The organism is Oryzobacter faecalis, assembly GCF_046764005.1.
Taxonomy (GTDB): Bacteria; Actinomycetota; Actinomycetes; order Actinomycetales; family Dermatophilaceae; genus Oryzobacter; species Oryzobacter faecalis.
In genome coordinates, this window is the sequence record NZ_JBKOFW010000012.1 from 13,034 (window position 1) to 37,757 (window position 24,724).

Below are 24,724 nucleotides of genomic sequence, written 5' to 3' on the forward strand. Positions count from 1 at the left end.
ACCTGTGTGCAGCCGGTCAGCGCACACCTCGGGTGCGGAACTGGATGCTGATCCGCGGACCGACCGGGCGGGCCGTCTTCGGCACGCAGTGGTCCCACGTGCGCTGGCAGGAGCCGCCCATGACGAGCAGGTCGCCGTGGCCCTCCGGCAGCCGGATCGAGGAGCCGCCGTCTCGCGGGCGCAACAGGAGGTCGCGGGGCGCCCCGACGGAGAGGATGGCGACCATCGTGTCCGCGTCGCGGGAGCGGCCGATGCGGTCGCCGTGCCAGGCCACGGAGTCGTGGCCGTCGCGGTAGAGGCACAGTCCCGCGGTGGCGAAGGGCTCGCCGAGCTCGTCGGCGTAGTGCGCGGACAGCGCGTCGCGCGCCTCGACGAGGGCGGGGTGGGGGAGTGGGTCGTGCTCGCCGTAGAAGCGCAGCAGCCTGGGCACGTCGACGACGGCGTCGTACATCTGGCGCCGTTCTGCCACCCAGGGCACGTCCCGGCGCAGTGCCGCGAACAGCTCGTCGGCGCCACCCACCCACCCGGTGAGCGTGTCCACCCACGCACCGTGGGCGAGGTGGCGACGGGCCACACCGTCGAGCCGTCCGACGACGACCTCGTCGGACAGGTCGAGCAGGGACCCCTGGAGTGCGGTCACGCCGCCACCCTAGACCACAATCGAACGCCTGTCCACACCCGCCTCCTCGCGAACGTGGGTGAAGATCGTCGGCCGGCCGACGATCTTCACCCACGTTCGGGCGGAGAGCGGGTCGCGACGGACCGCGACGGGCCGCGAGGTTGCGCGGCGGCGTCGGTGGTCCGGGGGACAATGGCCCTGTGCCCCTGTACCGCGACGAGGCGATCGTCCTGCGCACCCACAAGCTGGGTGAGGCCGACCGCATCGTCACCGCCCTGACCCGCCGCCTCGGCAAGGTCCGGGTCGTCGGCAAGGGCGTCCGGCGCACGAAGAGCCGCTTCGGCGCCCGCCTCGAGCCGGGGATGCACATCGACGTCCAGTGCTACGAGGGCCGCAGCCTCGACACGGTGACCCAGGTCGAGACGCTCGACCCGTGGGGTGAGGCCATCGCCCGCGACTACCCGTCCTGGACCGCGGCCACGGCCGTCCTCGAGACGTGCGACCGCCTCACCGAGGAGCGCGAGCCCGCCCTCCAGCAGTACCTCCTCCTCGCCGGAGCGCTGCGCTCGCTCGCCGGTCGCGAGCACGACCCTGTCCTCGTCCTCGACGCCTACCTGCTGCGCGCGATGGCGGTCGCCGGCTGGGCTGCCAGCTTCCACGACTGCGCGAAGTGCGGTGCCGCGGGGCCGCACCGCGGCTTCCACGTCGTGGCGGGTGGCGCGGTGTGCCCGGTCTGCCGCCCCCCGGGCAGCGCCGCGCCCGCCCCGGAGACCCTGCGCCTGCTCGCCGCCCTGCTCGCCGGCGACTGGTCGCTCGCCGACGCCTCCGACACCCGCCACCGCACGGAGGGCAGCGGCCTGACCGCGGCCTTCCTCCAGTGGCACCTCGAACGGGGCATCCGCAGCCTCCGTATGGTGGAGCGGTGACCCCGCCGCCGCCCTCCGCGCAGCCCTTCGCGCACCCGAGCGGCGCCCGCCCCCCCGTCCTCCCGGCCGACCGGCTGCCCCGCCACGTCGCGGTCGTCATGGACGGCAACGGGCGCTGGGCCAACCAGCGCGGGCTCCCGCGCACGAAGGGCCACGAGGCGGGCGAGGCGGCCCTGCTCGACGTCGTCGCCGGCGCCATCGAGGTCGGGGTCACGCACCTGTCGGCCTATGCGTTCTCCACCGAGAACTGGAAGCGCAGCCCCGACGAGGTCCGCTTCCTCATGGGGTTCAACCGCGAGGTCATCCGCCGCCGCCGCGACCAGCTGCACTCGTGGGGGGTGCGCATGCGGTGGGTCGGGCGACGCCCGCGGCTGTGGGGCTCGGTCATCAAGGAGCTGGAGGTCGCCCAGGAGCTGACGAAGCACAACACCGGGCTCACGCTCTACTTCTGCGTCAACTACGGCGGGCGCGCGGAGATCGGGGATGCCGTCCAGCGGCTCGCCGAGGACGTCGCACGCGGGCGCCTCAAGCCGAGGAACGTCGACGAGCGCACCGTCGCCCGCTACCTGCCCGAACCCGACATGCCCGACGTCGACCTCTTCGTCCGCAGCTCGGGGGAGCAGCGCACGAGCAACTTCCTCCTCTGGCAGAGCGCCTACGCCGAGATGGTCTTCCAGGACCGCCTCTGGCCCGACTACGACCGCCGCGACCTCTGGGAGGCCGTGCAGGAGTACGTCGACCGCGAACGGCGCTACGGCGGCGCTGTCGACACCCCCGCGGCGCCCACCGCCTGAGCACCGGGAGGGCGGCTAGCGTGGCCGCCATGCCCGACCGACTCCTCGAGCTCTACCCCCGGGTCGCTGCCGTCGCCGCCGACCTGCTCGCCCATCCCGAGGTCGCGCGGCACTGGGGCGAGGAGAGCGCCTGCGCCGGGATGACGGTCGGCGGCCTCGCCCACCACCTCGCCGGGCAGACCGCGGCCGTGGTCCGCCTGCTGTCCGCTCCACCGCACCGCGAGCCGCCGATCCCCGTCCTCGAGCACTACAGACGGGCCGCGTGGGTCCACTCGGGCCCCGACGACGAGGCCAACGTCGCCATCCGCGAGGGCGCCGACGCCGCCGCGGAGGGTGGCCCCCAGCCCCTGGCTCGCCGCGTCGCCGCCGACCTGCGCGCGCTGGACGGCGCGCTCGCCCCGGTGCTCGCGGGAGCCCGGCTCCCGGACGCCGTGCTCGTCCCGTGGCAGGGCTGGGCGCTCACCGCTCACGACTTCGTGCTCACCCGCACGATGGAGGTGCTCGTCCACGCGGACGACCTCGCCGCCAGCATCGGCGTCGACCCGCCGGACGTCCCCCTCGAGGCCGCCCAGGCGGTCGCGGGGCTGCTCGCCGGCGTCGCCGTCGACCGTCACGGAGCCACGCCGGTCCTGCGGGCCCTGAGTCGTCCGCAACGCGCCGGGGGCAACGTCGCCGCCTTCTGAGCTCACGTCCTAGGGTGGGCAGCGATGGATCCCGTCACCCGAGAACCCGCAGCGGACCCGCCCCTGAGGCGCCGGTCCGACCTCGCCCGCGAGCGCGAGGACGCCCGCCGCCGAGCGAGCGAGGACGGTGACGGACGCCGCGGCGGCGACTGGTCGATGGTGGCCCTGTCCGTGGTCATGCTCGGCCTCATCCTGCTCCGGCCGTGGTTGGGGTCCTTCGTCGACGCGCAGGCCGCGCTCGCCGCATGGCTCACCGTCTTCGTGTCCATCGGGCTGCAGGCGCTGCCCTTCCTCGTCCTCGGGGTCGTGCTGTCCGCGGTGATCGCGGTCCTCGTCCCCGCCGACGCCCTGACCCGCTGGCTGCCCCGGCGTCCCGTCGCCGCGGTCCCCGTCGCGGGCCTGTCGGGCCTGGTCCTGCCGGGCTGCGAGTGCGCCTCGGTGCCCATCGCCGGCTCGCTGGTGTCGCGCGGGGTCAAGCCGGCCGTGGCGCTCACCTTCCTGCTCGCGGCACCCGCCATCAACCCCGTCGTCCTCGTCTCGACGGCGGTCGCGTTCGCCGGGCGGTGGGAGATGGTGGGGGCGCGGTTCTCGGCCTCCCTCCTCACCGCGGTGGTCATGGGCTGGCTGTGGCTGCGACTCGGGCGCGACCACCTCATCCGGATGCCCTCCCGGCGCACGACCGGCCACGGGCGCCTCGCCGACCTCGTCGCCGCGGCCCGGCACGACCTCCTGCACGCCGGGGGCTTCCTCGTCGTGGGCTCCGCCGTCGCGGCGACGGTCAACGTGCTCGTGCCCCGGGCGGTCCTCGACACCCTCGCGGGGAGCCTGCTCGTCTCGGTGCTGGTCCTCGCCGGGTTCGCCGTCATCATCGCGGTCTGCTCGGAGGCCGACGCCTTCGTCGCCGCGAGCCTGAGCCAGTTCCCGCCGACGGCCCAGCTCGCGTTCATGGTCGTGGGGCCGGCTGTCGACGTGAAGCTGTTCGCGATGCAGGCCGGCACCTTCGGGCGGCAGTTCGCCACGGTCTTCGCCCCGCTGACCTTCCTCGTCGCCATCGCGTCGGCGCTCGCGGTCGGGGCGGTGCTGCTGTGAGGCGTGTGACCCAGAGCGGCCTGCTCCTCGTCATCGGCGTCATCGCGTCGGTGGCGGCGTTCAACGGGATCTACCTCAACTTCGTCAAGCCCTCGCTGCGCATCCCCATCGTCCTGGCCAGCGCGATCCTGCTGCTGATGGGCGCCTACGGCGTGTGGGAGGACCGGCGCCACCCCGACTGGGACGACGAGGACGTCGCCGTCCACCACGGGGCGGTGGCCGCCGAGGGCGCCCACGCGGAAGGCCACGGGCACGGTCACGACCACGCCCACGGACCGCGGGTGGGATGGCTGCTCGTCGTTCCCTTCCTCCTCCTCGCGGTCGTCGTCCCACCGCCGCTCGGCTCGTACTCCGCGGCGGCGGACACCGGCATCATCACGGTCACCACGGCCGACGGCCTGGGCCCGCTGCCCGAGGGCAACCCGCTCGACCTCACGCTCGCCGAGTTCCAGGGCCGGGCGCTGTACGACGCCGACCGCTCGCTCGAGGGCCGCCGGGTGCGCCTGCTCGGGTTCGCCTCTCCCGCAGGTCGACCCGGCGAGTGGGTGCTGACGCGGATGTCGCTCAACTGCTGCGCGGCCGACGGGTTCGCCGTCAAGGTCGCGGTCGAGGGCGCCCAGCCGGTCGGTGAGGACGAGTGGGTCGAGGTCGTCGGCACCTGGCAGCCGGCCCCGCTGGCCACGCCGGGCGAGGAGCGGCTGCCGGTCCTCGTCGTCGAGGACCTGCGCCGGGTCGGCGCGCCCGAGAACCCCTACGAGTAGGCCCTCCGGGAGCAGTCGGCGCACAGGCCGTCCATCTCGACGGTGTGGCGCACCTCGGTGAAGCCGTGGGCCGCCGCGACGGCCTCCGCCCAGCGCTCGACGGCGTCACCGGTCACCTCCACCGCGAGCCCGCACGAGCGGCACACGACGTGGTGGTGGTGGTGGGTCGAGCACGACCGGTACACCGCCTCGCCGTCGGTCGTGCGGATGACGTCGACCTCGCCGTCGGAGGCCATCGCCTGCAGGTTGCGGTAGACGGTCGCGAGCCCGACCCGGGTGCCGGCCCGGTCGAGGTCGGCGTGGATCTCCTGTGCCGACCGGAACTCCGAGGCCCCGGACAGGGCGGTCGCGATGGCGGCGCGCTGCCGGGTGGGCCGGCGCTCGGCCTGGGTCTGGTCGGTCATCGGGCGTCCACCTCCGCGTGCTCGCCGTGCTCGTCGTAGTGCCCCTCGTGGGCGGCGTGGCGGTGACCGTCGTGGAGGTAGTCCACGTGGTCGCCGTGCTCGACCGCCGGGTGGCCGCACCGCGGCCCGTGCTCGTGGTCGTGCCGCTCGGCCCTTTCGTGGGCGGCCCGCCGCACCCGCGCGAGCGCCGCCGAGACGACGCTCGTCACGAGGAAGAGGCTGATCGCGAGGAGCACGATGGTGCCCCCGGACGGGGTCTCGGCCTCGTACGAGACGAGGACGCCGCCCACGCTGCACGCCACGCCGATCGCGACGGCCCAGGCGAGGCTCGCCCTGAAGCTGCGGGCGACCAGCTGGGCGGTGGCGTTGGGGATGATCATCAGCGCGCTGATGAGCAGCAGCCCGACGACCCGCATCGACACGACCACCGTGACCGCCGTGAGCCCGGCGAGGACGAGGTTGAGGGCCATGACGGGCAGACCGGCGGAGCGCGCGTACTCCTCGTCGTTCGCGACCGCGAAGAAGCGCTGGCGCAGCACGAGGGTCACGGTGAGGACGACCGCGGCGAGGACCGCGAGGACGACGAGGTCCTCACCGCTCGTCGTGAGGATCGCCCCGAAGAGGTAGGCGGTGAGGTTGGCCGGGCTGCCGGCCGACGACCGCGCGATGAGGACCACGCCGAGGGCGATGCCGCCGTAGAACATCACGGCGAGGGCGACGTCGCCGCTCGTCCGCCCGGACGCCCGGATCAGCTCGATGGCGACGCCCGCCGCGACCGCGGCCACGAGCGCGGTGACGACGGGCTGCTGGCCGGTGAGGAGGCCGACCGCGACACCGGCGAGGGCGACGTGGCCCATGCCGTCGCCGATGAGCGACATCCGTCGCTGGACGAGGAAGACGCCGACGAGGGGCGCGGCCAGGCCGGCCAGCAGCGCGGCGAGCAGCGCCTGGCGCATGAACCCCAGCTCGAGCAGCTCAGTCACGGGGCACCCCAGGGGTGGGGTCGAGCGGGCCGGACCCGAGGACGGCGCCGGGGCGGGGGAGGGCCGCCCTCGGCTCGTCGTGGTGGTGGCCCGAGCCCCCCTCGTGGCGCGTGTGCGCCGCCCACTGCTCGGGCGTGCCGTCGAGGTCGACGTGGCCGGCGTCGAGGCAGACGATGCGGGTCACGACGTCCTGGAGGGCGTCGAGCTCGTGCGTGACGACGACCATCGACGTGCCGTCGGCGGCGAGGCGGCGCAGCACCTCGGCGAGGGCGACCTGGCTCGCGTGGTCGACGCCGGCGGTCGGCTCGTCCATGACGAGCAGGTCCGGCGCCCCCGCGAGGGCCCGGGCGATGAGGACGCGCCGCTGCTGGCCCCCGGACAGGCGGGCGACCTCCTCCTCGGCGCGGTCCGCGAGGCCGACGGCCTCGATGGCGTCGCGGACGACGGCGCGGTCGGTGCGCGACGCGGGAGCCCACCACGGCCGGTGCGCGAGCCGGCCGACCGCGACGACCTCGCTGACCGTGGCACGGACCGACGCCGAGAGCGAGTGGCGCTGGGGGACGTAGCCGATCCGGGGGTGGTCGCGGAACCGCTCGAGCGGCGTCCCGAGGACGTTGACCTCGCCGCCCAGGCGGTCGGCGAGGCCGAGCACCCCGCGCACGAGGGTCGACTTGCCGGATCCGTTGGGCCCGAGGAGGGCGAGGACCTCCCCAGCCCGGATCGTGAGGTCGACGCCGGACACGACGGTGCGGTCGCCGTACCCGAAGGACGCCGACCGCAGCTCGACGAGGGGAGTGCCCGCCGCCGTCACCGACACTGTTGCCCTGCCCTCAGGGCCTCGAGGTTGCTCCGCATGACCTCAAGGTAGTCCGACCCCTTCGAGGCGTCGGTGAGTCCCTCGATCGGGTCGAGGACGGCGACGGTGGCGCCGGTCTCCCGCGCGAGGGTCTGCGCCAGGGCGGGGTCGACGAGCGTCTCGCCGTACACGGTGGTGACGCCGTGCTCGCGGACGTGGGCGGTGAGCTCGCGCAGCGTCGCCGCGTCGGGCTCGGCATCGGGGCTCAGCCCGGAGATGCCCTCCTGGGCGAGGCCGTAGCGCTCGGCGAGGTAGGCGAACGCGACGTGGGCGGTGACGAGCTCGTCGCTGCGGCACTCGGCGAGGCCGGCCTCGAACTCCGCGTGGAGCGCGGCGAGGTCGGCGACGAGGGCCTTGGCGTTGGCGCGGTAGGTGGCCGCGTGCTCGGGGTCGGCGCTCGCGAAGCGCTCGCCGAGGGCGGTGGCGACCGACTGGAAACGCACCGGGTCGAGCCAGAAGTGCGGGTCGGTGGCCCCCTCGTCGGCGTGCTCCGCGTGCTCCTCGGCGCTCTCCCCGGCGTGGTCGTGGCCGTCGTCGGACGCCGCGATCGTCAGGTCCGCCGCCGGGGCGACGTCGAAGCCGGCCTCGCGGGCCTGGGTGCGCACGGCGTCGTCGACGGCCGGCTGGAAGCCCGCGAGGTGGACGACGACGTCGGAGGACGCGAGTGCCGCGACGGCCTTCGGGGTCAGCTCGAGGTCGTGGGGTTCCGAGCCCGGCTTCGTCAGGCCCTCGACGGCCACGAGGTCCCCGCCGACGCGCTCGCTCGCCCACTGCAGCGGGTAGAAGGCGGCGGTGACCTGGAGCGCGGGCTCGGCCGAGGGGGAGCCGGCCCCCGTCTCGGCAGCGTCGGACCCGGACCCGCAGCCCCCGACGGCGAGGAGGGCGGCGACGGGCAGGGCGAGGAGGGAGCGCTTCATGACAACGATTCTCAAGTGAAATGAGAACCGTTGTCAAATGGCTCGACGGTCAGCGGGGGACGGCCTGGGTCAGGGCGACCGCGCCGAGCATGAGGACGACCGCTGCCCGCATGAGCCTCTCGGCGACGGTGAGGCGCGGCCACGCGAGCGCGAGGATCCACAGCAGGAGCAGGGCCACGAGCGCGATGAGCACCCAGCCCCAGCCGGGCACGAGGATGCCCGCGACGACGAACCCGAGCACGACGAGGAACGGGACGACGCGCGGCAGGGCGCTGATCCGGGTCAGGGCGGGAAGGCTGGCTCGCTCGAAGGACTCACGAAGGCTCGACACGGTGCCCCAGCGTACGGGCCGGCCCCGAGGGCCTCGACGAGGTGGGCGGTTCGGTGACCCACCGCCCGCGCGGATAGCCTTGCGCGCATGGCAGCCCCCTCCTCCGTCGTCGACACCGTCGTCTCCCTCTGCAAGCGTCGCGGGTTCGTGTTCCCGTGCGGGGAGATCTACGGCGGCACGCGCTCGGCGTGGGACTACGGGCCGCTCGGCGTGGAGCTCAAGGAGAACATCAAGCGCCAGTGGTGGAGGTCGATGGTCACCGCGCGCGAGGACGTCGTCGGCCTGGACTCCTCGATCATCCTGCCGCGCCAGACCTGGGTCGCGAGCGGCCACGTCGGCGAGTTCACCGACCCGCTCACCGAGTGCCAGTCCTGCCACAAGCGCTTCCGCGTGGACCACATGCAGGAGGCGATCGCCGACAAGGAGGCGCGCAAGGGCAAGGAGGTCGACCCCGACTCGATCCCGCTGTCCGAGATCGCCTGCCCGAACTGCGGCACCCGCGGCCAGTGGACCGAGCCGCGCGAGTTCAACATGATGCTCAAGACCTACCTCGGCGTCATCGAGGACGAGTCCGGGCTGCACTACCTGCGCCCCGAGACCGCGCAGGGGATCTTCGTCAACTTCCTCAACGTCATGCAGGCCTCGCGCCGGAAGCCGCCGTTCGGCATCGCCCAGACCGGCAAGAGCTTCCGCAACGAGATCACGCCGGGCAACTTCATCTTCCGCACCCGTGAGTTCGAGCAGATGGAGATGGAGTTCTTCGTCGCGCCGGGTGAGGACGAGGAGTGGCACCAGTACTGGATCGACGAGCGCACCCGCTGGTACACCGACCTCGGCATCGACCCGCAGAACCTGCGCCACTACGAGCACCCGCAGGACAAGCTCTCGCACTACTCGAAGCGCACCGTCGACATCGAGTACCGCTTCAACTTCACCGGCAGCGAGTGGGGCGAGCTCGAGGGCATCGCCAACCGCACCGACTTCGACCTGACGACGCACTCCGAGCACTCCGGCACCGACCTGGTCTACTTCGACCAGGCGAGCGGCCACTCGTACACGCCGTACGTCATCGAGCCGGCGGCCGGCCTGTCGCGCAGCCTCATGACCTTCCTCGTCGACGCCTACACGGAGGACGAGGCGCCGAACACCAAGGGCGGGGTCGACAAGCGGGTCGTCCTGCGGCTCGACCCACGGCTCGCGCCGGTCAAGGCGGCGGTCCTCCCGCTGTCGCGCAACGCCGACCTCTCGCCCAAGGCCCGCGACCTCGCCGCCACGCTGCGCCGGCACTGGAACGTCGACTTCGACGACGCCGGCGCCATCGGCCGCCGCTACCGCCGCCAGGACGAGATCGGCACCCCGTTCTGCATCACGGTCGACTTCGACACCCTCGAGGACCACGCGGTGACGATCCGTGAGCGCGACTCGATGGCGCAGGAGCGCGTGGCGCTCGACCAGGTCCAGGCCTGGCTCGGCGCCCGCCTCGTCGGCTGCTGACGCCCCCTCACGCTCGACCTACCGCTTGGTAGGTGCTGCGATCACAGCACCTACCAGGCGGTAGGTCGTGCGTGAGCAGCTCAGGCGTCCGGGCCGAACCGCTCCCACACCTGCTCGGCCTCCTCGGCGCGACCCTCGCGCTCGAGGAAGCGGGCGAGGGCGGCCGCGGCCTCGACGCGCTGCTGGTCCAGGCCGTGGGCCGCGAGCGCCGGCAGCAGCTCCCGCAGCCTCGCCTCGGCCTGGGGTCGGTCGGCGTCGGCGAGGATCACGCCCGCCTCGGCGCCCAGCGCCAGCTCGAGGTCGGCCCCGACGAGGGCCTCGGCGCGGCGCAGCCGTTCGACGGCGCCGTCGACGTCCCCGTGCTTGGCGAGCAGGTGGGCCCCCTGGCGCAGCACGTGCGGCTCGACGACCTCGCCGTCCCAGCCGTCCTCGTCGACCCCGGCCTCGCGCGCGAGGGCGTCGCCGGCGGCGATCGCGGCGTCGAGGTCGGCGAGACCGCCCGCGAGGTCCTCGGTGTCGGCCCGCAGCGCGGCGCGTGAGCGCAGCGCCTCGACGTGGAGCGGCACCTCGGCCACCTCGCGCGAGCGGTCGACCGCCGCCTCGAAGTGGCTCGCGGCGGCCTCGAGGTCCTCGGCGTCCCACGCGGCGTTGCCGGCCCGCCACTGCGCGTGCGCGGTCTCGAGGATGCGGCCCTCGGCCTCGAACGAGGTGGCGGCCGTCGCGAACGCCGTGCGGGCGGCAGCCCAGTGGCCCAGGCCCGTGAGGCTGTTGCCGAGCGCCCAGCCGACCGGGCCGACGAGCGGTGGGGCGTGCTCGCGCAGCACCGGCAGCGCGGCCTCGAGCAGCTCGGCGGCCTCGGCGGGACGGCCGGTCTCGACGTAGGCGAGGCCGAGGAAGCGCTGGCCGTGGGCGAGCAGGACCGGGTCCCGGGTGGTGGTCGCCGCCGCGACGAGGTCGGCTGCGGGTCCCTCGAGGACGTCGTACCGGTTCGCGTCGACGAGGACGTCGCACAGGGCGAGGCTGACCGGCACGCGGACCCGTTCGGGAGTGCCCGGGACGGCGAGGGCGGCGCGCAGGTGGCGCTCGGCCTCCTCGAGGTCGCCGCGGCCACGGGCGAGGCGGCCCCTGACGTCGTGGACCATCGAGGCGAGCAGGGGGCGGCCGGCGACCCGGGGCTCGACCTCGTCGAGCTGGCGGGTGGCGCGCTCGGGGTCGGTGGCCCCGAGCGCCATGGCGATCTCGACCTCGCCCATGAGCGCCCGGGCGTCGTGGCCGGCGCGGCGGTAGGCGTCGGCCGAGCGGGCCATGAGCCCGGCCGGGTCGGCGGGACGGCCGAACCAGGCGAGGCGGCGCCACACCCCGGCCGCCTCGGCGGGACGGCCCTCGGCGTCGAACCGCTCCGCGATGGCGAGGGCGGCGTCCTCGTCGCCGTCGAGGATGGCGACCTCGGCCTCGGCGCGGGCGAGCTCGACGTCGTCTCCGGCGCGGCGCGCGGCGTCGGCGGCCTCGCCGAGACGGGCCCGGTAGCGCTCGGGACCACCCGTGTCCTGGGCGCTGACCCGGTCGAGGAAGGCACGGGCCGACCACTCCTGCGGCGTCGTCGCCTCGGGGGCACCGTCGCGGTCGCGCAGCCACGCGCGGACGTGGTCGTCGACCTCGGGGTCCAGGTCGAGCATCCGCTGCCGGACCGACTCCGCGCGCTCGACGAGCCCCTCCGGCACCTCGACCCGCCGGCCGCGTCGGCCGACCTCGACGTCGGCCGGGGTGTCCGGGAGCCGCGTCGGCGGCAGGGTCGGCTCGCTGGGGACCTTCGCCGGGTCGAGGGCCGCGGCGAGGTCGTCGGACACGACGGTCGAGCCGTGGCGGGCGTCGAAGGCGGCGGCGATCCGGTCGGCCTCCGCGCGCAGCCCGGCGGCGACCTCGGCCGTCGGGCGGCCGTCGACCTCGTCCGGGGCGAGGCCGACGGCGGCGGCTCGGTCGAGGACGAGCGCGGCGGTGCCCGCGAACCACATCCGCGGGTAGGGCGTGCGGAGGTCCTCGAGCCAGCGAAGCCGGGGGAGCAGGAGGTCGACGGCCCGGTCGGTGTTCCCGAGGCGGAGCAGCACGCGCAGGCAGTCGGCGACGGTGTCGGCGGCCTTGGGGTCGTCCTCCGCGAGGTGCCAGGCACGTCGGAAGGAGGTGACCGCGGCGTCGACCTCCCCACGGTCGACGCGCAGGACGGCGTCGAGTCCGAGGCTGGTGCGCGGCTCCTCGCCGCAGGTCAGCTCGCCGGCGACGGTGGGGGCGATGAGGTCGAGCGCGCGGTCCGGGTCGCTCGGGGCAAGGAGGCGCGCCTGGTCCTTGCGCTCGCAGGCCTCGCAGTCGCTGCGGCTGTCGCGCGGTTCGGCGAGCCAGGCGGCGAGCTCGCGGGCGGCGCCCTCGGGGTCGTCGGTGTTGCGGGCCAGCCGGGCGCGCGCGGCGTGCACGGGCCGCAGGTGGTAGCCGTCGGCGCGGAACACCTGCTCGACGTCGTCGATCGCCGCGCGCAGCGAGTCGAGCGGCACGTCGGGCATGTCCTCGAGGAGGTCGACGGCCCACTTCAGCCGCCAGAGGACGGCGTCGCGGTCGCCCTGCTCCAGCTCGTGCTCGGGCGCCAGCGCCTGGCGCAGCCACGCGAAGTGGGTCATCTTGCGCGGGTCCCCGGGCAGGTCGTCCATCGCCTGGGTGAGGTCGACGCGGGCGACGAACTCCTCCGCGAACGAGCCGTTCGCCCGGGCCAGGCGCAGCGCGCCCTCGTGGGCTCGCACGCGGTCCGGTCCGGCGGGGGCCTCGTCGGCCTCCATCGAGACGCGCGCGAACTCGGGCGACACCTGCTCCCACTGCCTCATGGCGTTCCTCCGTCGATGGCCCGGTCGATGAGCGCCGGCAGCGCGCGGGCCACGAGCGCGCTGTCTAAGGGGGTGAGCGGGTGCCGCCCCGAGAGGAGGGCGTGCGCGTAGAGGGCCTCGACGGCGACCCGCTGGAGGCCGGCGTCGGCGCCTTCGGCGAGCCGCCGGACGGCCGCGTTGTCGGCGTTGAGGACGAAGCGCGGCTCCGCGGCGGGGTCCGCGAGGGTCTCCAGGGCGTCGGCCCACGGCCCCTCGGCGGTGACGGCGACGTCGCGCCGGTCGCGCTCGAGGTGGGCGTCGCGCCCGACGAGGAGGACCGCCTGCAGGGTCGACGGCCGGAACGAGCGGGCCACCGGGACCACGCCGGCGCGGCTGAGGCCGGACCGGGCGACATCCAGGAGGGAGGCGAGGAGGCGCTCGTCCTCGGGGCCGGGCCGGGAGAAGCGGTCCGCGAGCTCCTCCGGGGCGAGTCGTCGGGCGTCGAGGCCGGAGCGGCGCACCCAGCGGCCGACGAGCCCGGTGTCGTAGGCGTACCCGGCGTTGAGCACCGCGATGTCCTCGGCGCGGGCGATGGCCGCGACCTGCTGGTAGGCGTCGACCGAGTCGACGTAGGTGACGACGCGGTCGAGGGCCGAGAACTCCGCGAGCGTCATCGAGCCGAGCGTGGTCTCCCAGGGGAGGACCTCGGCGACGACGTCGAGCATGTCGTCGTCGGTCGTGGCCGCGGCCTTGGCGGCGAGGTGGTGGACCCGGAAGAACTCCTCGGCGCGCGCACGGTCGGTGCGGACCATCCGCAGCAGCCAGCGCTTGAGCTGCTCGCCGAGGCGGGCCCGGGTCTCGTCGAGCAGGTCGTCGTCGTGCAGGGCCTCGCGGGAGGCGGTGAGACCGAGCCGCTCGGTGTCGGCGACGGCCCGGACGAAGAACGCCCAGTCGGGCAGCAGGTCGGGCACGGACTCGCCGACGAGCATCCGCTTGGCGTACAGCCGGTGTGCCGACCGGGCCCCTCCCGCGTGCGGGAGGACGAAGGCCTGGCCCCGGAGCCCGGACGCGGGGTCGGCGAGGTCGACGACGTCGAGCGGGCGCTCCCCGAGCAGCCGCTCGCCGAGGGCCAGGCCGGCCTCGCGGCGGGCGCCGGGCCCGTCCTCCTCCCAGGGGAACCGGCGGCCGGCGACGGCGACCGGCCCGTCGGGGCCGACGAGGGTGACGTCGAGCGCGAGGTGGCGACCGAAGGTGCTCGCGAGGGAGCGGACGACCTCGGCGGACAGCAGGTCGGCGGCGCTGCCACGGGGGCGGATGGCGACGTCGGTGCCGGGCTCGGCCCGGGGCGAGTCGGCGGGGGAGACGGCGTACGTGCCGTCGTCGCGGCCGACCCACACCCAGGTCTCGTCGCTGCCGGCGCGGCGGGTCGTCACGCGGATCTGGTCGGTGACGAGGAAGCACGAGAGCAGGCCGATGCCGAACTGACCGAGGAAGCTCTCGCGCGCCAGGCCCAGCGCGTCGCGCTTCGTCGAGGCCCCGATCGTCGCGAGGACGTCGCGGATCCCCGTCTCGTCGAGGCCGATCCCGGTGTCCTCGACGTGCAGGAGGCCGTCGGGGGAGACGTCGGCGGGGGTGATGACGACGCAGCGCGGGGCGGCGGCGTCCTCCTCCGTGCGGGCGGTCACGGCGTCGACCGCGTTCTGGAGCAGCTCGCGCAGGTAGACCCGCGGGCTGGAGTACAGGTGGTGGGAGAGGAGGTCGACCACCCCACGGAGATCGACGTGGAAGGTCGCGTCCCCCGTCATGCCACCGATCCAACCACGGCGCGCCGCCTCCCAACCTTCCGGCCCTCTCGGTGCGTTGGGAGAGTGGAGCTGCCGCAGCGGGCCGGCACCCGAGGACCATGCGGGACGACGAGGGACGACGAGGGACGACCAGCGACGACGAGGGAGGTGGGCAGGTGCCGCAGGACGACGAGCGGTGGCAGGCCGACGCCGAGTTCGTCGAGTACGTGCGGGCCCGGCAGCACCGCCTGCTGCGCGCCGCGTACCTCGTCTGCGGTGACCTCCACCTCGCCGAGGACCTGCTGCAGGGCGCGCTCGTCAAGCTCGCGCGCCAGTGGGACCGGGTGCGCGACGAGCAGCCGGACGCCTACGTGCGCCGCATCCTCTACCGCGACGCGGTCTCCTCGTGGCGCAAGCGGCGCCACGAGGTGCTCGGCCTCGCGCCGGCGTGGGACGCCCCCGCCGCCGCCCACGAGGCCGAACAGGTCGAGCGCCGGCTCGACGTCCTGCGCGCCCTCGACGTCCTCACCCCGCGTCAGCGGGCCACCGTCGTCCTGCGCTTCTTCGAGGACCGGTCCGAGCGCGAGACGGCGGACGTCCTCGGCTGCTCGGTGGGGACCGTGAAGAGCCAGACCCACGACGCGCTCGTCCGGCTGCGGGCCGCGATGCCGCGCGTCGACCTCGAGACCGGAGGTGCCCGATGACGACCGACCTGCGCGACCTCCTCGAGCTCGCGAGCGACGACGTGCCGGAGGCCGACCTCGCCGAGGGGGCCTGGCGGGCCGCCCGCGCCGAGCAGCGGGCCGTGCGGCGGCGCGTCCTCCTCGGCGCCGGTGCCGCGGCGGCGGCCGCCGCGGTGACGACCGTCGTCCTGCGGGAGGCGGGCGAGGCGGGGCCGCCCGCGGGGTCTCCCTCCGCCTCGCCGGCACCCTCCCCGACGCGCCTGCGCACGGCCGACGTCGGAGGGGTCACGGTGCACCTCGCACCCCCGCCGGGCGACGAGTCCGCGCTGCCCGCGTACGCCGACGCGGCCGTGGTGGGCCTCGGGGCGCGCATCGGGTTCACCGATGCGATGCAGCTGCCCGGGCTCGGGCCGGAGACCGGTCGCCCGGCCAACAGCGCGTCGGTGCGCGCCGTGCTGCTCGCGCGGCTGCCCGAGCGTGGCCTGCTGATGCCGGTGCTCCACGTCCCGCGGGCCGACGGCGACCGGTACCTCGCCTGTCCCGAGGTGCGCCTCCACCCGGCTGATCCGACGGAGACGGGGCAGGGGATGGTCCTGCACCCGCGCGCGATCCGCGACGACCGGCTCGCCGTCGTCTTCCCGCAGCCGTCCGCCGTCGTCGTCCTCGACGCGCGCACCGGCGTCGGTCGGCGCATCCCCGTCGGCGACCCGGGCATCCGCAGCGCCGGCTGGGCCAAGGACGGGCGCACCGTGGTCGTGCACGGGGCGCAGGCCGACTGGCTCGTCGACACCGAGACCCTCGCCGTCACCCGGGCCGGGGACGCCGTGGGCGCCGGGTGGGTGGACCTCGTGACGACGGGTGAGGGCAGCGCGCTGCGGACCTTCTCGGCGGCGGGCACCCTGACGGGGGTCCGGCCCCTGCGCGGCCCGGTCGTCGAGGTCGACGGCCCCACCGTGAGCAACACCGAGGCCTGGGGCGCGGCCCACGCCTACCTCGGGCAGACCTATGCCGGCGCCATCGGGCGCAGCCAGGGGCTGCTCGCCGTGCAGGGTGACCTGCGGCCCATCCCGCGGCTGCTCGCGGCGACCCGCGGACCGGACGTGCCGAAGGGCTGCTACCGGCCGCTCGCGTTCGGGCCGCGCGACGTCGTGGTGCTCGAGTCGCGCTCGTTCCCCGGTGGCGCGGACCGACCGACCCTGCGCCTGCTCGCGTGGGACGTCATCGAGGGCGGCCTGTCGTTCGTCGGCGAGGTGGGTCCGGTGCTCCCTTCCGTGGGTGGGTTCACCGGCGCCTACGCGCTCTGAGCCCCCGCCTCCGCGACCCCGGCGATGATGTCGGCGAGCTCTCGCGGGCGCGACCACATCGGCCAGTGCCCCGTCGGGAGGTCGACGTAGGTGACGTCGGTGTGGTCGAGCAGCCCCGCGAGGAAGGACGCCCCCTGCTCGGCGTACGAGCGGTACTCCTCGCTCGGGAACGCGGTGCAGACGACCGTGGCCGGCACCGACAGCCGCGCGGGGTTCGACAGGGCGACGGGCTGGCGCACCGTGGCGGCGGGCTGCGGCACGGCCCGCTCGCGGAACGTGGCGAGCTGCACGTCGGTGAGGTCGCGCATCGACCCCTGGCCGTACTCCTCGTCCCACACGGCGTCGAGGGGCAGCGCCTCGCCCTCGAACCCGGCGTTCATGGCGTAGCCGTCACGGACCGGCGCGGTGTCGACGAACACGACGTGGTCGACGAGGTCGGGGTGCCGGTCGAGGACGAGGGTGCCCGGGACCGCCGCGCCGCTGTGGACCACGAGGACCCGGCGGTCGGCGGCCGAGTCGAGTGCGCCGGCGACGGCGTCCGCCTGCGCGTCGAGCGTGGCGGCGGCGGGGTCGGCACCGGGTTCGAGGCCGGGCAGGGTGAGGGCGACGACCTCGTGACCCGCGTCGCGCAGGTGGGGCGCGACGGCGTCCCACGCCCACGCGCCGAGCCAGAAACCGGGGACCAGGACGACCTGTGTGCTCATGACCCCACCCTGTCAGCCCGCACCGACACCCGGCTCGGGGCCGAGGGCGACCGGGCGCGACGGGTCCTCGATCCACTCGCTCCACGACCCGACGTAGGGGATCGCGGAGATCCCCGCGGTGTGGAGGGCGAGCGCCATCTGCGCGGCGGTGACGCCCGAGCCGCACGCGGTCCCGACGGGCGTGTCGCGGTGGACGCCCGCCGCGGCGGCGCGGCGGCGGACGGCGTCGGGGGGCAGGAAGGTGCCGTCCGGCGCCATCACCTGGGCCATGGGGAGGTTGACGGCACCGGGTACGTGCCCGGCCGTGTGGTCGATGGGCTCGGCCTCGCCCCGGTAGCGCTCCGGCGTGCGGACGTCGAGGAGGACGCCGGTGCGCGCCATCGAGGCCGCCGCGTCGGCGTCGAGGACGGGCACCGAGCCGGGGCGCACCGTGATCGAGCCGCGCGCCGGTGCCGGCACCTCGGCGGTGACCGGGAACCCGGCGCGGCGCCAGGCGGCGAGCCCCCCGTCGAGGACGCGCACCTGCGGGTGGCCAGCCCAGCGCAGGACCCACCACGCCCGGGCGGCGCCGAGCGAGGTCTGCTGGTCGTAGACGACGACCTCGGTGTCGTCGTCGAGCCCGGCGCTGCGCAGGGCGTCCTCGAGGACGGCGGGGTCGGGCAGCGGGTGGCGACCGTCTCGTCCCGGGGGGCCCGCGAGGGCGGCGTCGAGGTCGAGGAACGGGGCCCCGGGCAGGTGCGCGTCGAAGTACAGGTCGGGTCCGGGCGTGCCGCTCAGCGCGTACTGGACGTCGACCACGGCGACCTCGCCGCGGGCCAGGAGGGTGGCGAGGTCGTCGGCGGGGACGAGGGCGGGGGCGCTCACCCGGTCATCCAACCACCGGGACGTTCGCGACAATGGGGCCGTGCCCCGTCCCGTCCGCGTCGTCCTCGTCCACGGGTCCCAGCTCAGCGGGGTGCAGTGGACGCGGTACGCCGGGCTGCTCGGGCCCGACGTCGAGGTGGTCGTGCCGGACCTGCCCGCCCACGGGTCGCGGCGCGGCGAGGAGTTCACGTGGGAGGGCGCGCTCGCGGTCGTCGGCGAGGCGGTGGAGGGCGGCGACCCGTCGGTGCCCGTCGTTCTGGCCGGCCACAGCCTCGGCGGGTACCTCGCGATGGCGTGGGCCGCCGAGCACCCCACCCGCCTCGCGGGGCTGGCCCTGCTCGGCGCCACGGCCGTGCCCGCCGGGCCGGGGGCGGCCCTGTACCGCGGCATCGCCCGGCTCGAGGCGCGCCTCGGCGTCGACCGGGTGTCCCGGGCGCTCGACCGGCAGTTCGACGCCCTCCTGCCCCCCGAGCTCGCGGCCGTCGTCAAGGAGGCCGGGTACGGCTTCGACGGCATCCCCGCCGCGTGGCACGGGGTGATGACGCGCTGCCGGCCCTCGATGCTGGAGGCCGTCACGTGCCCGGTGCTCCTCGTCGCCGGGCAGCTGGACCAGCTGCGGGTCGACGCGCGACGGTTCGAGCGGGCGGCCCGGTCGGCACGGTGGGTGCGGCGGGTCGTCGTCCGCCACGGCCTGCACGTCTTCCCGCTGACGCACCCGCACGAGACGGCGGCCGCTCTCTGGGAGCTCGTCGCCGACGCCCGTGACCGGGACGACATCGACCAATAGGGCGATCTCGACCCACGACGGGCCCTGTCGATTCGGCTGATGGCGCGGCCTCGGCGACACTGGATGACGCCATGCCGACCTCCACCGCCCCCGCTGCCACCAGCACCGCCCCCGCTGCCATCAGCCCCGCGCCCGCGCCCGGCGCGACCCCGGTGCTGCCGCCGCTGCGCATCGGGCGCCACGTCATCGGGTCCCCGGTCGTCCTCGCGCCGATGGCCGGCATCACGAACCGGGCCTTCCGCCGCCTGTGCCGCGAGTACGGCTCGGCCGGGTTGGAGGCCGGGGGGGCGTCGGGCGCGACGAGCCTGTACGTCAACGAGATGGTCACCTCGCGAGCCCTCGTCGAGCGCACACCGGAGACGATGCGGCTCATCTCGCACGGCCCCGAGGAGCAGCCGCGGTCGGTGCAGCTGTACTCGGTCGACCCGGTGACGGCCGGGCTCGCCGCGCGGATGCTCGTCAGCGAGGACCGTGCCGACCACATCGACCTGAACTTCGGCTGCCCCGTCCCCAAGGTCACCCGCAAGGGCGGCGGGGCCGCGCTGCCGTGGAAGACCGAGCTGTTCCGCGGCATCGTCCGCGCCGTCGTCCGCGAGGCGACGCCGTACGACGTGCCGGTCACCGTGAAGATGCGCATCGGCATCGACGACGACCACGTCACCTACCTCGACGCCGGGCGGATCGCCGAGGCCGAGGGCGTGGCGGCGGTGGCGCTGCACGGCCGCACGGCCGCACAGGCCTACTCCGGCAGCGCCCGCTGGGACGCCATCGCGCGGCTCAAGGAGGCCGTGCGGACCGTCCCGGTGCTCGGCAACGGCGACATCTGGTCGGCCGAGGACGCCCTGGAGATGGTGCGGCGCACCGGCTGTGACGGGGTCGTCGTCGGGCGGGGCTGCCTCGGGCGACCGTGGCTGTTCACCGACCTCGCGGCGGCCTTCGCCGGCTCGTCGGCGCGGGTGCGGCCCGACCTCGGCGAGGTCACCGCCACGCTGCGCCGCCACGCCGAGTACCTCGTCGACTTCTACGACGGCGACGAGCAGCGCGCCTGCCGCGACATCCGCAAGCACATCGCCTGGTACCTCAAGGGCTTCCCGGCGGGGTCGACCGTGCGCAACCGGCTCGCGCTCGTCGACAGCCTCGAGTCGATCGACGCCCTGATCGCGACGATGGACCTCTCGGCCCCGTGGCCCGGCGAGGCCGCCGAGGGGCAGCGCGGCCGGGCCGGCTCGCCCCGGGTCGTGGCCCTGCCGGAGAACTGGCTGCGCTCGCGTGACCTCGACGAGGCCCAGGCGGCCGTCGTGGCCCAGGCCGAGCTCAGCGTCTCCGGCGGCTGAGCCTCACCGGGTCGAGGTGTTCGCCCGGGCTGGTGCGCGGGCCGAACACCTCGAACCGCGAGCTGTCGGGGGGCGCCGCTAGGGTCGGGGCCATGGCGGCAGGTGGGTCGAGGCGTTCGAGGGAGCCGATCGGCACCCCCGGGGGCACACCCGAGAAGCCGGCCCTGTTCTTCGAGGACGCCGCCGAGTTCGGGCGCTGGCTCGCCGCGCACCACGACACCGAGGCCGAGCTGTGGATGGGGCTCTACCGCAAGGGCCACCCGAGGGCCGGCCTCACGTGGGAGGAGGCCGTGCGCGAGGCGCTGTGCTGGGGCTGGATCGACTCCAAGGCCCAGGGCATCGACGAGCACACCCGCCGCCAGCGGTGGACGCCGCGCAAGGCCACGAGCACCTGGTCGACGGTGAACATCAGGGCCGTCGCCGAGCTCACCGCGCAGGGCCGGATGCAGCCCAGCGGCCTCGCCGCGTTCGAGCGGCGCCGCGCCGACCGCAGCGGCGTCTACGCCTACGAGAACGGCGAGCTCCAGCTCGAGCCGCGCTACGCCGAGGCCCTCGCCGCGAACCCCGCGGCCGCCGCGTTCTGGGCCGCGGCCACGAACGGCTACCGCAAGCTCGCCACGAGCTGGGTGATGACGGCCAGGCAGGAGAAGACGCGCGACGGGCGCGCCTCGACCCTCGTCGACGACTGCGCCGCCGGCGTGATCATCAAGAGCCAGCGCTACGGCACCGAGCCGTCGTGGGTGGCCCGCGCGGCCGCGGCGGCGCAGGCGGCGCGCGCCACGTGACCTCCACCGACCGGGACCGCGAGACCTACACCGCCGTCGACCGCGAGCGGTGGGTGCGCGAGGACCCCGCCCTCAAGCGCTCCGACCGCGACGACTTCGCCCGCGACCGCGCCCGCCTCCTGCACTCCGCCGCCCTGCGCCGCCTCTCCGCCAAGACCCAGGTCGTCCAGCCCGGCAGCGACGACTTCGTCCGTAACCGCCTGACGCACTCCCTCGAGGTCGCCCAGATCGGTCGCGAGCTCGGGGCGGCCCTCGGGTGCAGCGCCGACGTCGTCGACACCGCGTGCCTGGCCCACGACCTCGGCCACCCGCCGTTCGGCCACAACGGCGAGTCGGCCCTGGACTCCCTCGCCGCGGGCACCGGCGGGTTCGAGGGGAACGCCCAGACCCTGCGCGTCCTCACCCGGCTCGAGGCCAAGCGCACCCACGACGACGGCCGCCCCGCCGGCCTCAACCTCACCCGCGCCAGTCTCGACGCGGCCACCAAGTACCCGTGGCAGCGCGGCCGCGCGCCCCACCCCACGATGAAGTTCGGCGTCTACGCCGACGACCTCCCCGTCTTCGAGTGGTTCCGCGCGGGCGCCCCCGAGGCCGGTCGCAGCGTCGAGGCCGAGGTCATGGACTGGGCCGACGACGTCGCCTACTCGGTCCACGACGTCGAGGACGCCATCGCCTCCGGCTGGCTGGACCCCCGCGCCCTGCGCGACCGCACCGACGCCGAGGCCGTCCTCGCCGTCGCCGGCGAGGTGTACGAGCCGGGACTGACCACCGACGAGCTCGGCGCCGCCCTCGACCGCGTGCTCGCCAGCGGTGCCGTGCCCGGGGCGCACGACGGCTCCCGCGCGGCCCTCGCCGGGCTCAAGGACATGACGAGCCGCCTCATCGGCCGGTTCGTCGTCGCCGTCGAGGGAGCCACCCGCGAGCGGCACGGACCGGGCCCGCTCACCCGCCACGAGGGCGACCTCGTCGTGCCCCGGGAGAGCCGCGCCGAGTGCGCCGTCCTCAAGGCGGTCGCCGCCCACTACGTCATGTACGCGGCCGAGCGGGTCCAGATCTACGAGAGCCAGCGGGAGGTCGTCGCCGAGCTCGTCGCCGCCTACGAGGCCGACCCGAGCCGCCTCGACCCCGACCTGCGGGCCGACCACGAGGCCGCCGGCTCCGAGGCGCAGGCGCTGCGCGTCCTCGTCGACCAGGTCGCCTCCCTGACCGACCTGCGGGCGCTCACCCTCCACCGCCGGTGGTGCCGCCCCGCGACGACCTAGACTCGCGGCATCATGGCGGGACGGATCAGGGCCGAGGACATCACGTCGGTCAAGGAGCGCACCTCGATCGAGGACGTCGTCCGCGACCACGTGACGCTGCGCCCCGCCGGGGTCGGCTCGCTCAAGGGCCTGTGCCCGTTCCACGACGAGAAGACGCCGAGCTTCACCGTGCGCCCGGCGGTCGGCAGCTACCACTGCTTCGGCTGCGGCGAGGGCGGCGACGTCATCAGCTTCGTGCAGAAGGTCGAGCACCTCACCTTCAGCGAGTCCGTCGAGCGGCTCGCGGCCAAGCTGGGGATGGAGCTGCGCTACGAGGAGGGCGGCGGGCCGCGCGACGGCGGTGCCAGCCTCGGGAAGCGGTCGCGACTCGTCGAGGCGCACCGGGTCGCCGAGGAGTTCTATGCCGCGGTGCTGCTCGACACCGGCAACCCCGAGGCGAGGCCGGGGCGCGACTTCCTCCGTGAGCGCGGCTTCGACGGGTCCGCCGCGGAGCGGTTCGGCGTCGGCTTCGCCCCCCGCAGCGGCGAGGCGCTGACCCGCCACCTGCGCGAGCGCGGCTTCACCGAGGACGAGATGGTCACCGGTGGCCTCAGCGGGCGGGGGAGCCGCGGCCTGTACGACCGCTTCCGCGGCCGGCTCGTCTGGCCGATCCGCGACACGACGGGCGACACGGTCGGGTTCGGGGCGCGCCGCATCCTCGACGACGACCGCATCGCCGCCAAGTACCTCAACACGTCCGAGACGCCGATCTACAAGAAGAGCCAGGTGCTCTACGGGCTCGACGCCGCGAAGAAGGCCATCGCCACCGACCGCCGGGCAGTCGTCGTCGAGGGCTACACCGACGTCATGGCGGCCCACCTCGCCGGTGTCCAGGGCGCGGTCGCCACCTGCGGCACCGCCTTCGGCGTCGACCACATCAAGATCCTGCGCCGGATCATGCGCGACGAGGCCGACCAGGTGCCCGCCAAGGTCGTCTTCACCTTCGACGGCGACAAGGCGGGGCAGGCCGCCGCGATGAAGGCCTTCGGCGAGGACCAGCGCTGGGTCGCCCAGTCCTTCGTCGCCGTGGCGCCCGACGGCATGGACCCGTGCGAGCTCCGCATCGCCAAGGGTGACGCCGCGGTGGTGGCCCTCGTCGAGGGCGCCGTCCCGATGTTCGAGTTCGCCGTCCGCACGACGATCGCCCGCTTCGACCTCGACACCGCCGAGGGCCGCGTCCAGGCCATGAAGGCTGTCGCCCCCATCATCGGGTCGATCCGCGACCAGAGCCTGCGTCCCGAGTACACCCGCACCGTCTCGGGCTGGCTCGGCCTCGAGGTCGAGCAGGTGGCCACGGAGGTCAAGCGGGCCGGGCGGATCCGGACCGAACCGGCAGCCGACGGCGCCCACCAGCGCCACCCGGCGAGCACCGACGACGTCCCCGAGCCCGGGCCCGAGGCCGCGATGCCGGCCCCGGACCTGCGCGACCCCGTGGTCTTCGCCGAGCGCCAGCTGCTCCAGGCGCTCGTGCAGTACCCCGCGCAGTTCGACGACGCCACGGTCGCGGCCCTCGAGCCCGAGGCGTTCACCGCACCCGCCCACCGGGCCGTCCTCGACGGCATCGCCATCGCCGCCCCCACCGCCCGCGCGGGGTCGACGGCGGCGTGGGTGGCGGCGGTGGCGCAGGCCGCCCCCCTCGCGGTCCGCGGTCTCGTCTCCGAGCTGTCGGTGGCGCCGCTGCCCACGAAGTACGACCCCTCCACCGGGCTCCCGCCGCGGCGCTACCTCGAGGCCCTCGTCGCCGACGTCCTCGACCGGCTCCTGGGCCGGCGCATCGCCGACGCCATGGCCGCGGTGCGGCGTGTCCAGAACGACCCGGACGCCGACCCCGCCGACCTGCTCGGCCGCACGAAGGCGCTGCACGCCCTCGAGCTCGAGCGGGTCCGGCTGCGTGAGAGGGTCTCGTCATGAGGCTCGAGTGGACCGGTCTGCGGCGCCCACCGGTGCCCGAGGACGTCGCGGCGGCCATCGCGCCCGAGGGCGGGGAGAAGCTCCTCGCGTGGGCGGGCGAGGAGTCTACCGGCGGCACGGTCGTCGCCGGCCGGCACCGCCTGCACGCCGTCGCCCCCGGGCCGGACGGCCACGTCCTCGCCCTGTCCCGGCCGTGGCACCTCGTCGACTCCGGCACCTGGGACGGCGACACGAGCACCCTCACCGTCACGTGGGTCGACGGCGAGCGCCCGGCCCGCTTCGTCCTCCCCGAGCCGGGGACGCTCCCCGAGACGCTCCGCGAGCGGGTCCAGGCCTCCGTCGTGTACGCCGAGGCCGTCGAGCTGGGTGGCCGCCGGACCGCCAGGGTCGTCGTCCGCAAGGACCTCGCCACCGGCCGGCTGCTCAGCCAGGCGATCCTCCCCAAGGGTGTCCGGAGCAGCGACGAGGGCGTCGCCGAGCGGGTCCGCGCGGGCCTGGCGCGGGTCCGCGAGCAGGTCGGACTCGCCTGAGCCGAGGGCGCTTCCGCACCCTCCGGGACCGGTT

Annotated in this window: 24 protein-coding genes; 14 read left to right on the forward strand and 10 right to left on the reverse strand. The window is 75.2% G+C overall.

From position 1 onward, the window contains the following. Positions 1-16: 16 nt before the first annotated feature. On the reverse strand, positions 17-640 hold the full coding sequence (locus ACK8HX_RS16250; RefSeq protein WP_411941760.1) for an alpha-ketoglutarate-dependent dioxygenase AlkB: 624 nt from the start codon (positions 638-640) through the stop codon (positions 17-19). A 179-nt stretch (positions 641-819) separates the two neighbouring features. On the opposite strand from ACK8HX_RS16250, the gene recO reads away from it, so the two are divergent. From recO to ACK8HX_RS16275, 5 genes are read left to right on the forward strand one after another with little or no spacing between them, the layout of a single operon-like run. Continuing rightward, complete coding sequence (gene recO / locus ACK8HX_RS16255) at positions 820-1,545, forward strand: DNA repair protein RecO (protein ID WP_411941761.1); 726 nt, start codon at positions 820-822, stop codon at positions 1,543-1,545. Further along, the gene (locus tag ACK8HX_RS16260; RefSeq protein ID WP_411941762.1) at positions 1,542-2,339 is read left to right on the forward strand and encodes an isoprenyl transferase; all 798 of its coding nucleotides are present in this window, start codon (positions 1,542-1,544) and stop codon (positions 2,337-2,339) included. The genes recO and ACK8HX_RS16260 overlap by 4 nt, the downstream gene beginning before the upstream one ends. 29 nt (positions 2,340-2,368) lie before the next feature. After that, complete coding sequence (locus ACK8HX_RS16265) at positions 2,369-3,022, forward strand: maleylpyruvate isomerase N-terminal domain-containing protein (RefSeq protein WP_411941763.1); 654 nt, start codon at positions 2,369-2,371, stop codon at positions 3,020-3,022. Between the two features lie 24 nt (positions 3,023-3,046). Next, the gene (locus ACK8HX_RS16270) at positions 3,047-4,111 is read left to right on the forward strand and encodes a permease (RefSeq protein WP_411941764.1); all 1,065 of its coding nucleotides are present in this window, start codon (positions 3,047-3,049) and stop codon (positions 4,109-4,111) included. A 5-nt stretch (positions 4,112-4,116) separates the two neighbouring features. After that, a complete protein-coding gene (locus ACK8HX_RS16275; protein WP_411941765.1) occupies positions 4,117-4,872 on the forward strand; it encodes a TIGR03943 family putative permease subunit in 756 nt (251 codons plus the stop codon). Here ACK8HX_RS16275 and ACK8HX_RS16280 read toward each other — a convergent pair. The 5 genes from ACK8HX_RS16280 to ACK8HX_RS16300 are packed head-to-tail and all read right to left on the reverse strand — an operon-like array spanning position 4,863 to position 8,438. Then, positions 4,863-5,276: a Fur family transcriptional regulator gene (locus ACK8HX_RS16280; RefSeq protein ID WP_411941766.1), complete on the reverse strand. Its 414-nt coding sequence runs from the start codon at positions 5,274-5,276 to the stop codon at positions 4,863-4,865. The two genes, ACK8HX_RS16275 and ACK8HX_RS16280, sit on opposite strands and share 10 nt — an antisense overlap. Beyond that, positions 5,273-6,259 carry a metal ABC transporter permease gene (locus ACK8HX_RS16285; protein WP_411941767.1) on the reverse strand — a complete coding sequence of 329 codons (987 nt, stop codon included), beginning with the start codon at positions 6,257-6,259 and terminating at the stop codon, positions 5,273-5,275. The genes ACK8HX_RS16280 and ACK8HX_RS16285 overlap by 4 nt, the downstream gene beginning before the upstream one ends. Beyond that, positions 6,252-7,070, reverse strand: a complete 819-nt coding sequence (locus tag ACK8HX_RS16290; protein WP_411941768.1) for a metal ABC transporter ATP-binding protein — start codon at positions 7,068-7,070, stop codon at positions 6,252-6,254. Before ACK8HX_RS16290 ends, ACK8HX_RS16285 begins: the two co-directional genes overlap by 8 nt. After that, a complete protein-coding gene (locus ACK8HX_RS16295; RefSeq protein ID WP_411941769.1) occupies positions 7,067-8,032 on the reverse strand; it encodes a metal ABC transporter substrate-binding protein in 966 nt (321 codons plus the stop codon). The genes ACK8HX_RS16290 and ACK8HX_RS16295 overlap by 4 nt, the downstream gene beginning before the upstream one ends. A 49-nt stretch (positions 8,033-8,081) precedes the next feature. Beyond that, a complete protein-coding gene (locus tag ACK8HX_RS16300) occupies positions 8,082-8,438 on the reverse strand; it encodes a DUF6703 family protein (RefSeq protein ID WP_411941830.1) in 357 nt (118 codons plus the stop codon). Positions 8,439-8,450: 12 nt separating this feature from the next. Here ACK8HX_RS16300 and ACK8HX_RS16305 point away from each other — a divergent pair, with 12 nt between their 5' ends. Beyond that, positions 8,451-9,857 carry a glycine--tRNA ligase gene (locus tag ACK8HX_RS16305; RefSeq protein WP_411941770.1) on the forward strand — a complete coding sequence of 469 codons (1,407 nt, stop codon included), beginning with the start codon at positions 8,451-8,453 and terminating at the stop codon, positions 9,855-9,857. Between the two features lie 80 nt (positions 9,858-9,937). Here the strand turns inward: ACK8HX_RS16305 and ACK8HX_RS16310 are convergent, their stop codons facing one another. Together ACK8HX_RS16310 and ACK8HX_RS16315 are read right to left on the reverse strand one after the other, a co-directional pair. Next, entirely contained in the window at positions 9,938-12,724 is a 2,787-nt protein-coding gene (locus ACK8HX_RS16310) for a hypothetical protein (RefSeq protein WP_411941771.1), read from the reverse strand. Continuing rightward, positions 12,721-14,508 carry an HSP90 family protein gene (locus tag ACK8HX_RS16315; protein WP_411941772.1) on the reverse strand — a complete coding sequence of 596 codons (1,788 nt, stop codon included), beginning with the start codon at positions 14,506-14,508 and terminating at the stop codon, positions 12,721-12,723. The genes ACK8HX_RS16310 and ACK8HX_RS16315 overlap by 4 nt, the downstream gene beginning before the upstream one ends. A 98-nt stretch (positions 14,509-14,606) precedes the next feature. On the opposite strand from ACK8HX_RS16315, the gene ACK8HX_RS16320 reads away from it, so the two are divergent. Further along, positions 14,607-15,191, forward strand: coding sequence for a SigE family RNA polymerase sigma factor (locus tag ACK8HX_RS16320; RefSeq protein WP_411941773.1), 585 nt, complete (start codon positions 14,607-14,609; stop codon positions 15,189-15,191). Further along, complete coding sequence (locus ACK8HX_RS16325; RefSeq protein ID WP_411941774.1) at positions 15,188-16,474, forward strand: hypothetical protein; 1,287 nt, start codon at positions 15,188-15,190, stop codon at positions 16,472-16,474. Before ACK8HX_RS16320 ends, ACK8HX_RS16325 begins: the two co-directional genes overlap by 4 nt. Here ACK8HX_RS16325 and ACK8HX_RS16330 read toward each other — a convergent pair. Together ACK8HX_RS16330 and ACK8HX_RS16335 are read right to left on the reverse strand one after the other, a co-directional pair. Beyond that, entirely contained in the window at positions 16,462-17,178 is a 717-nt protein-coding gene (locus ACK8HX_RS16330) for an alpha/beta fold hydrolase (protein WP_411941775.1), read from the reverse strand. The genes ACK8HX_RS16325 and ACK8HX_RS16330 overlap by 13 nt on opposite strands. Before the next feature lie 12 nt (positions 17,179-17,190). Further along, entirely contained in the window at positions 17,191-18,042 is an 852-nt protein-coding gene (locus tag ACK8HX_RS16335; protein ID WP_411941776.1) for a sulfurtransferase, read from the reverse strand. A 40-nt stretch (positions 18,043-18,082) separates the two neighbouring features. On the opposite strand from ACK8HX_RS16335, the gene ACK8HX_RS16340 reads away from it, so the two are divergent. From ACK8HX_RS16340 to ACK8HX_RS16365, 6 genes are all read left to right on the forward strand, one after another. Next, on the forward strand, positions 18,083-18,829 hold the full coding sequence (locus ACK8HX_RS16340) for an alpha/beta fold hydrolase (RefSeq protein WP_411941777.1): 747 nt from the start codon (positions 18,083-18,085) through the stop codon (positions 18,827-18,829). Between the two features lie 71 nt (positions 18,830-18,900). Beyond that, a complete protein-coding gene (dusB, locus tag ACK8HX_RS16345) occupies positions 18,901-20,163 on the forward strand; it encodes a tRNA dihydrouridine synthase DusB (protein WP_411941778.1) in 1,263 nt (420 codons plus the stop codon). Positions 20,164-20,255: 92 nt separating this feature from the next. Beyond that, on the forward strand, positions 20,256-20,948 hold the full coding sequence (locus tag ACK8HX_RS16350) for a YdeI/OmpD-associated family protein (protein WP_411941779.1): 693 nt from the start codon (positions 20,256-20,258) through the stop codon (positions 20,946-20,948). Then, positions 20,945-22,210: a deoxyguanosinetriphosphate triphosphohydrolase gene (locus ACK8HX_RS16355; RefSeq protein ID WP_411941780.1), complete on the forward strand. Its 1,266-nt coding sequence runs from the start codon at positions 20,945-20,947 to the stop codon at positions 22,208-22,210. Before ACK8HX_RS16350 ends, ACK8HX_RS16355 begins: the two co-directional genes overlap by 4 nt. A 12-nt stretch (positions 22,211-22,222) precedes the next feature. Continuing rightward, positions 22,223-24,160 carry a DNA primase gene (gene dnaG, locus ACK8HX_RS16360; RefSeq protein ID WP_411941781.1) on the forward strand — a complete coding sequence of 646 codons (1,938 nt, stop codon included), beginning with the start codon at positions 22,223-22,225 and terminating at the stop codon, positions 24,158-24,160. Beyond that, positions 24,157-24,690: a hypothetical protein gene (locus ACK8HX_RS16365; protein WP_411941782.1), complete on the forward strand. Its 534-nt coding sequence runs from the start codon at positions 24,157-24,159 to the stop codon at positions 24,688-24,690. The genes dnaG and ACK8HX_RS16365 overlap by 4 nt, the downstream gene beginning before the upstream one ends. Positions 24,691-24,724: the final 34 nt, after the last annotated feature.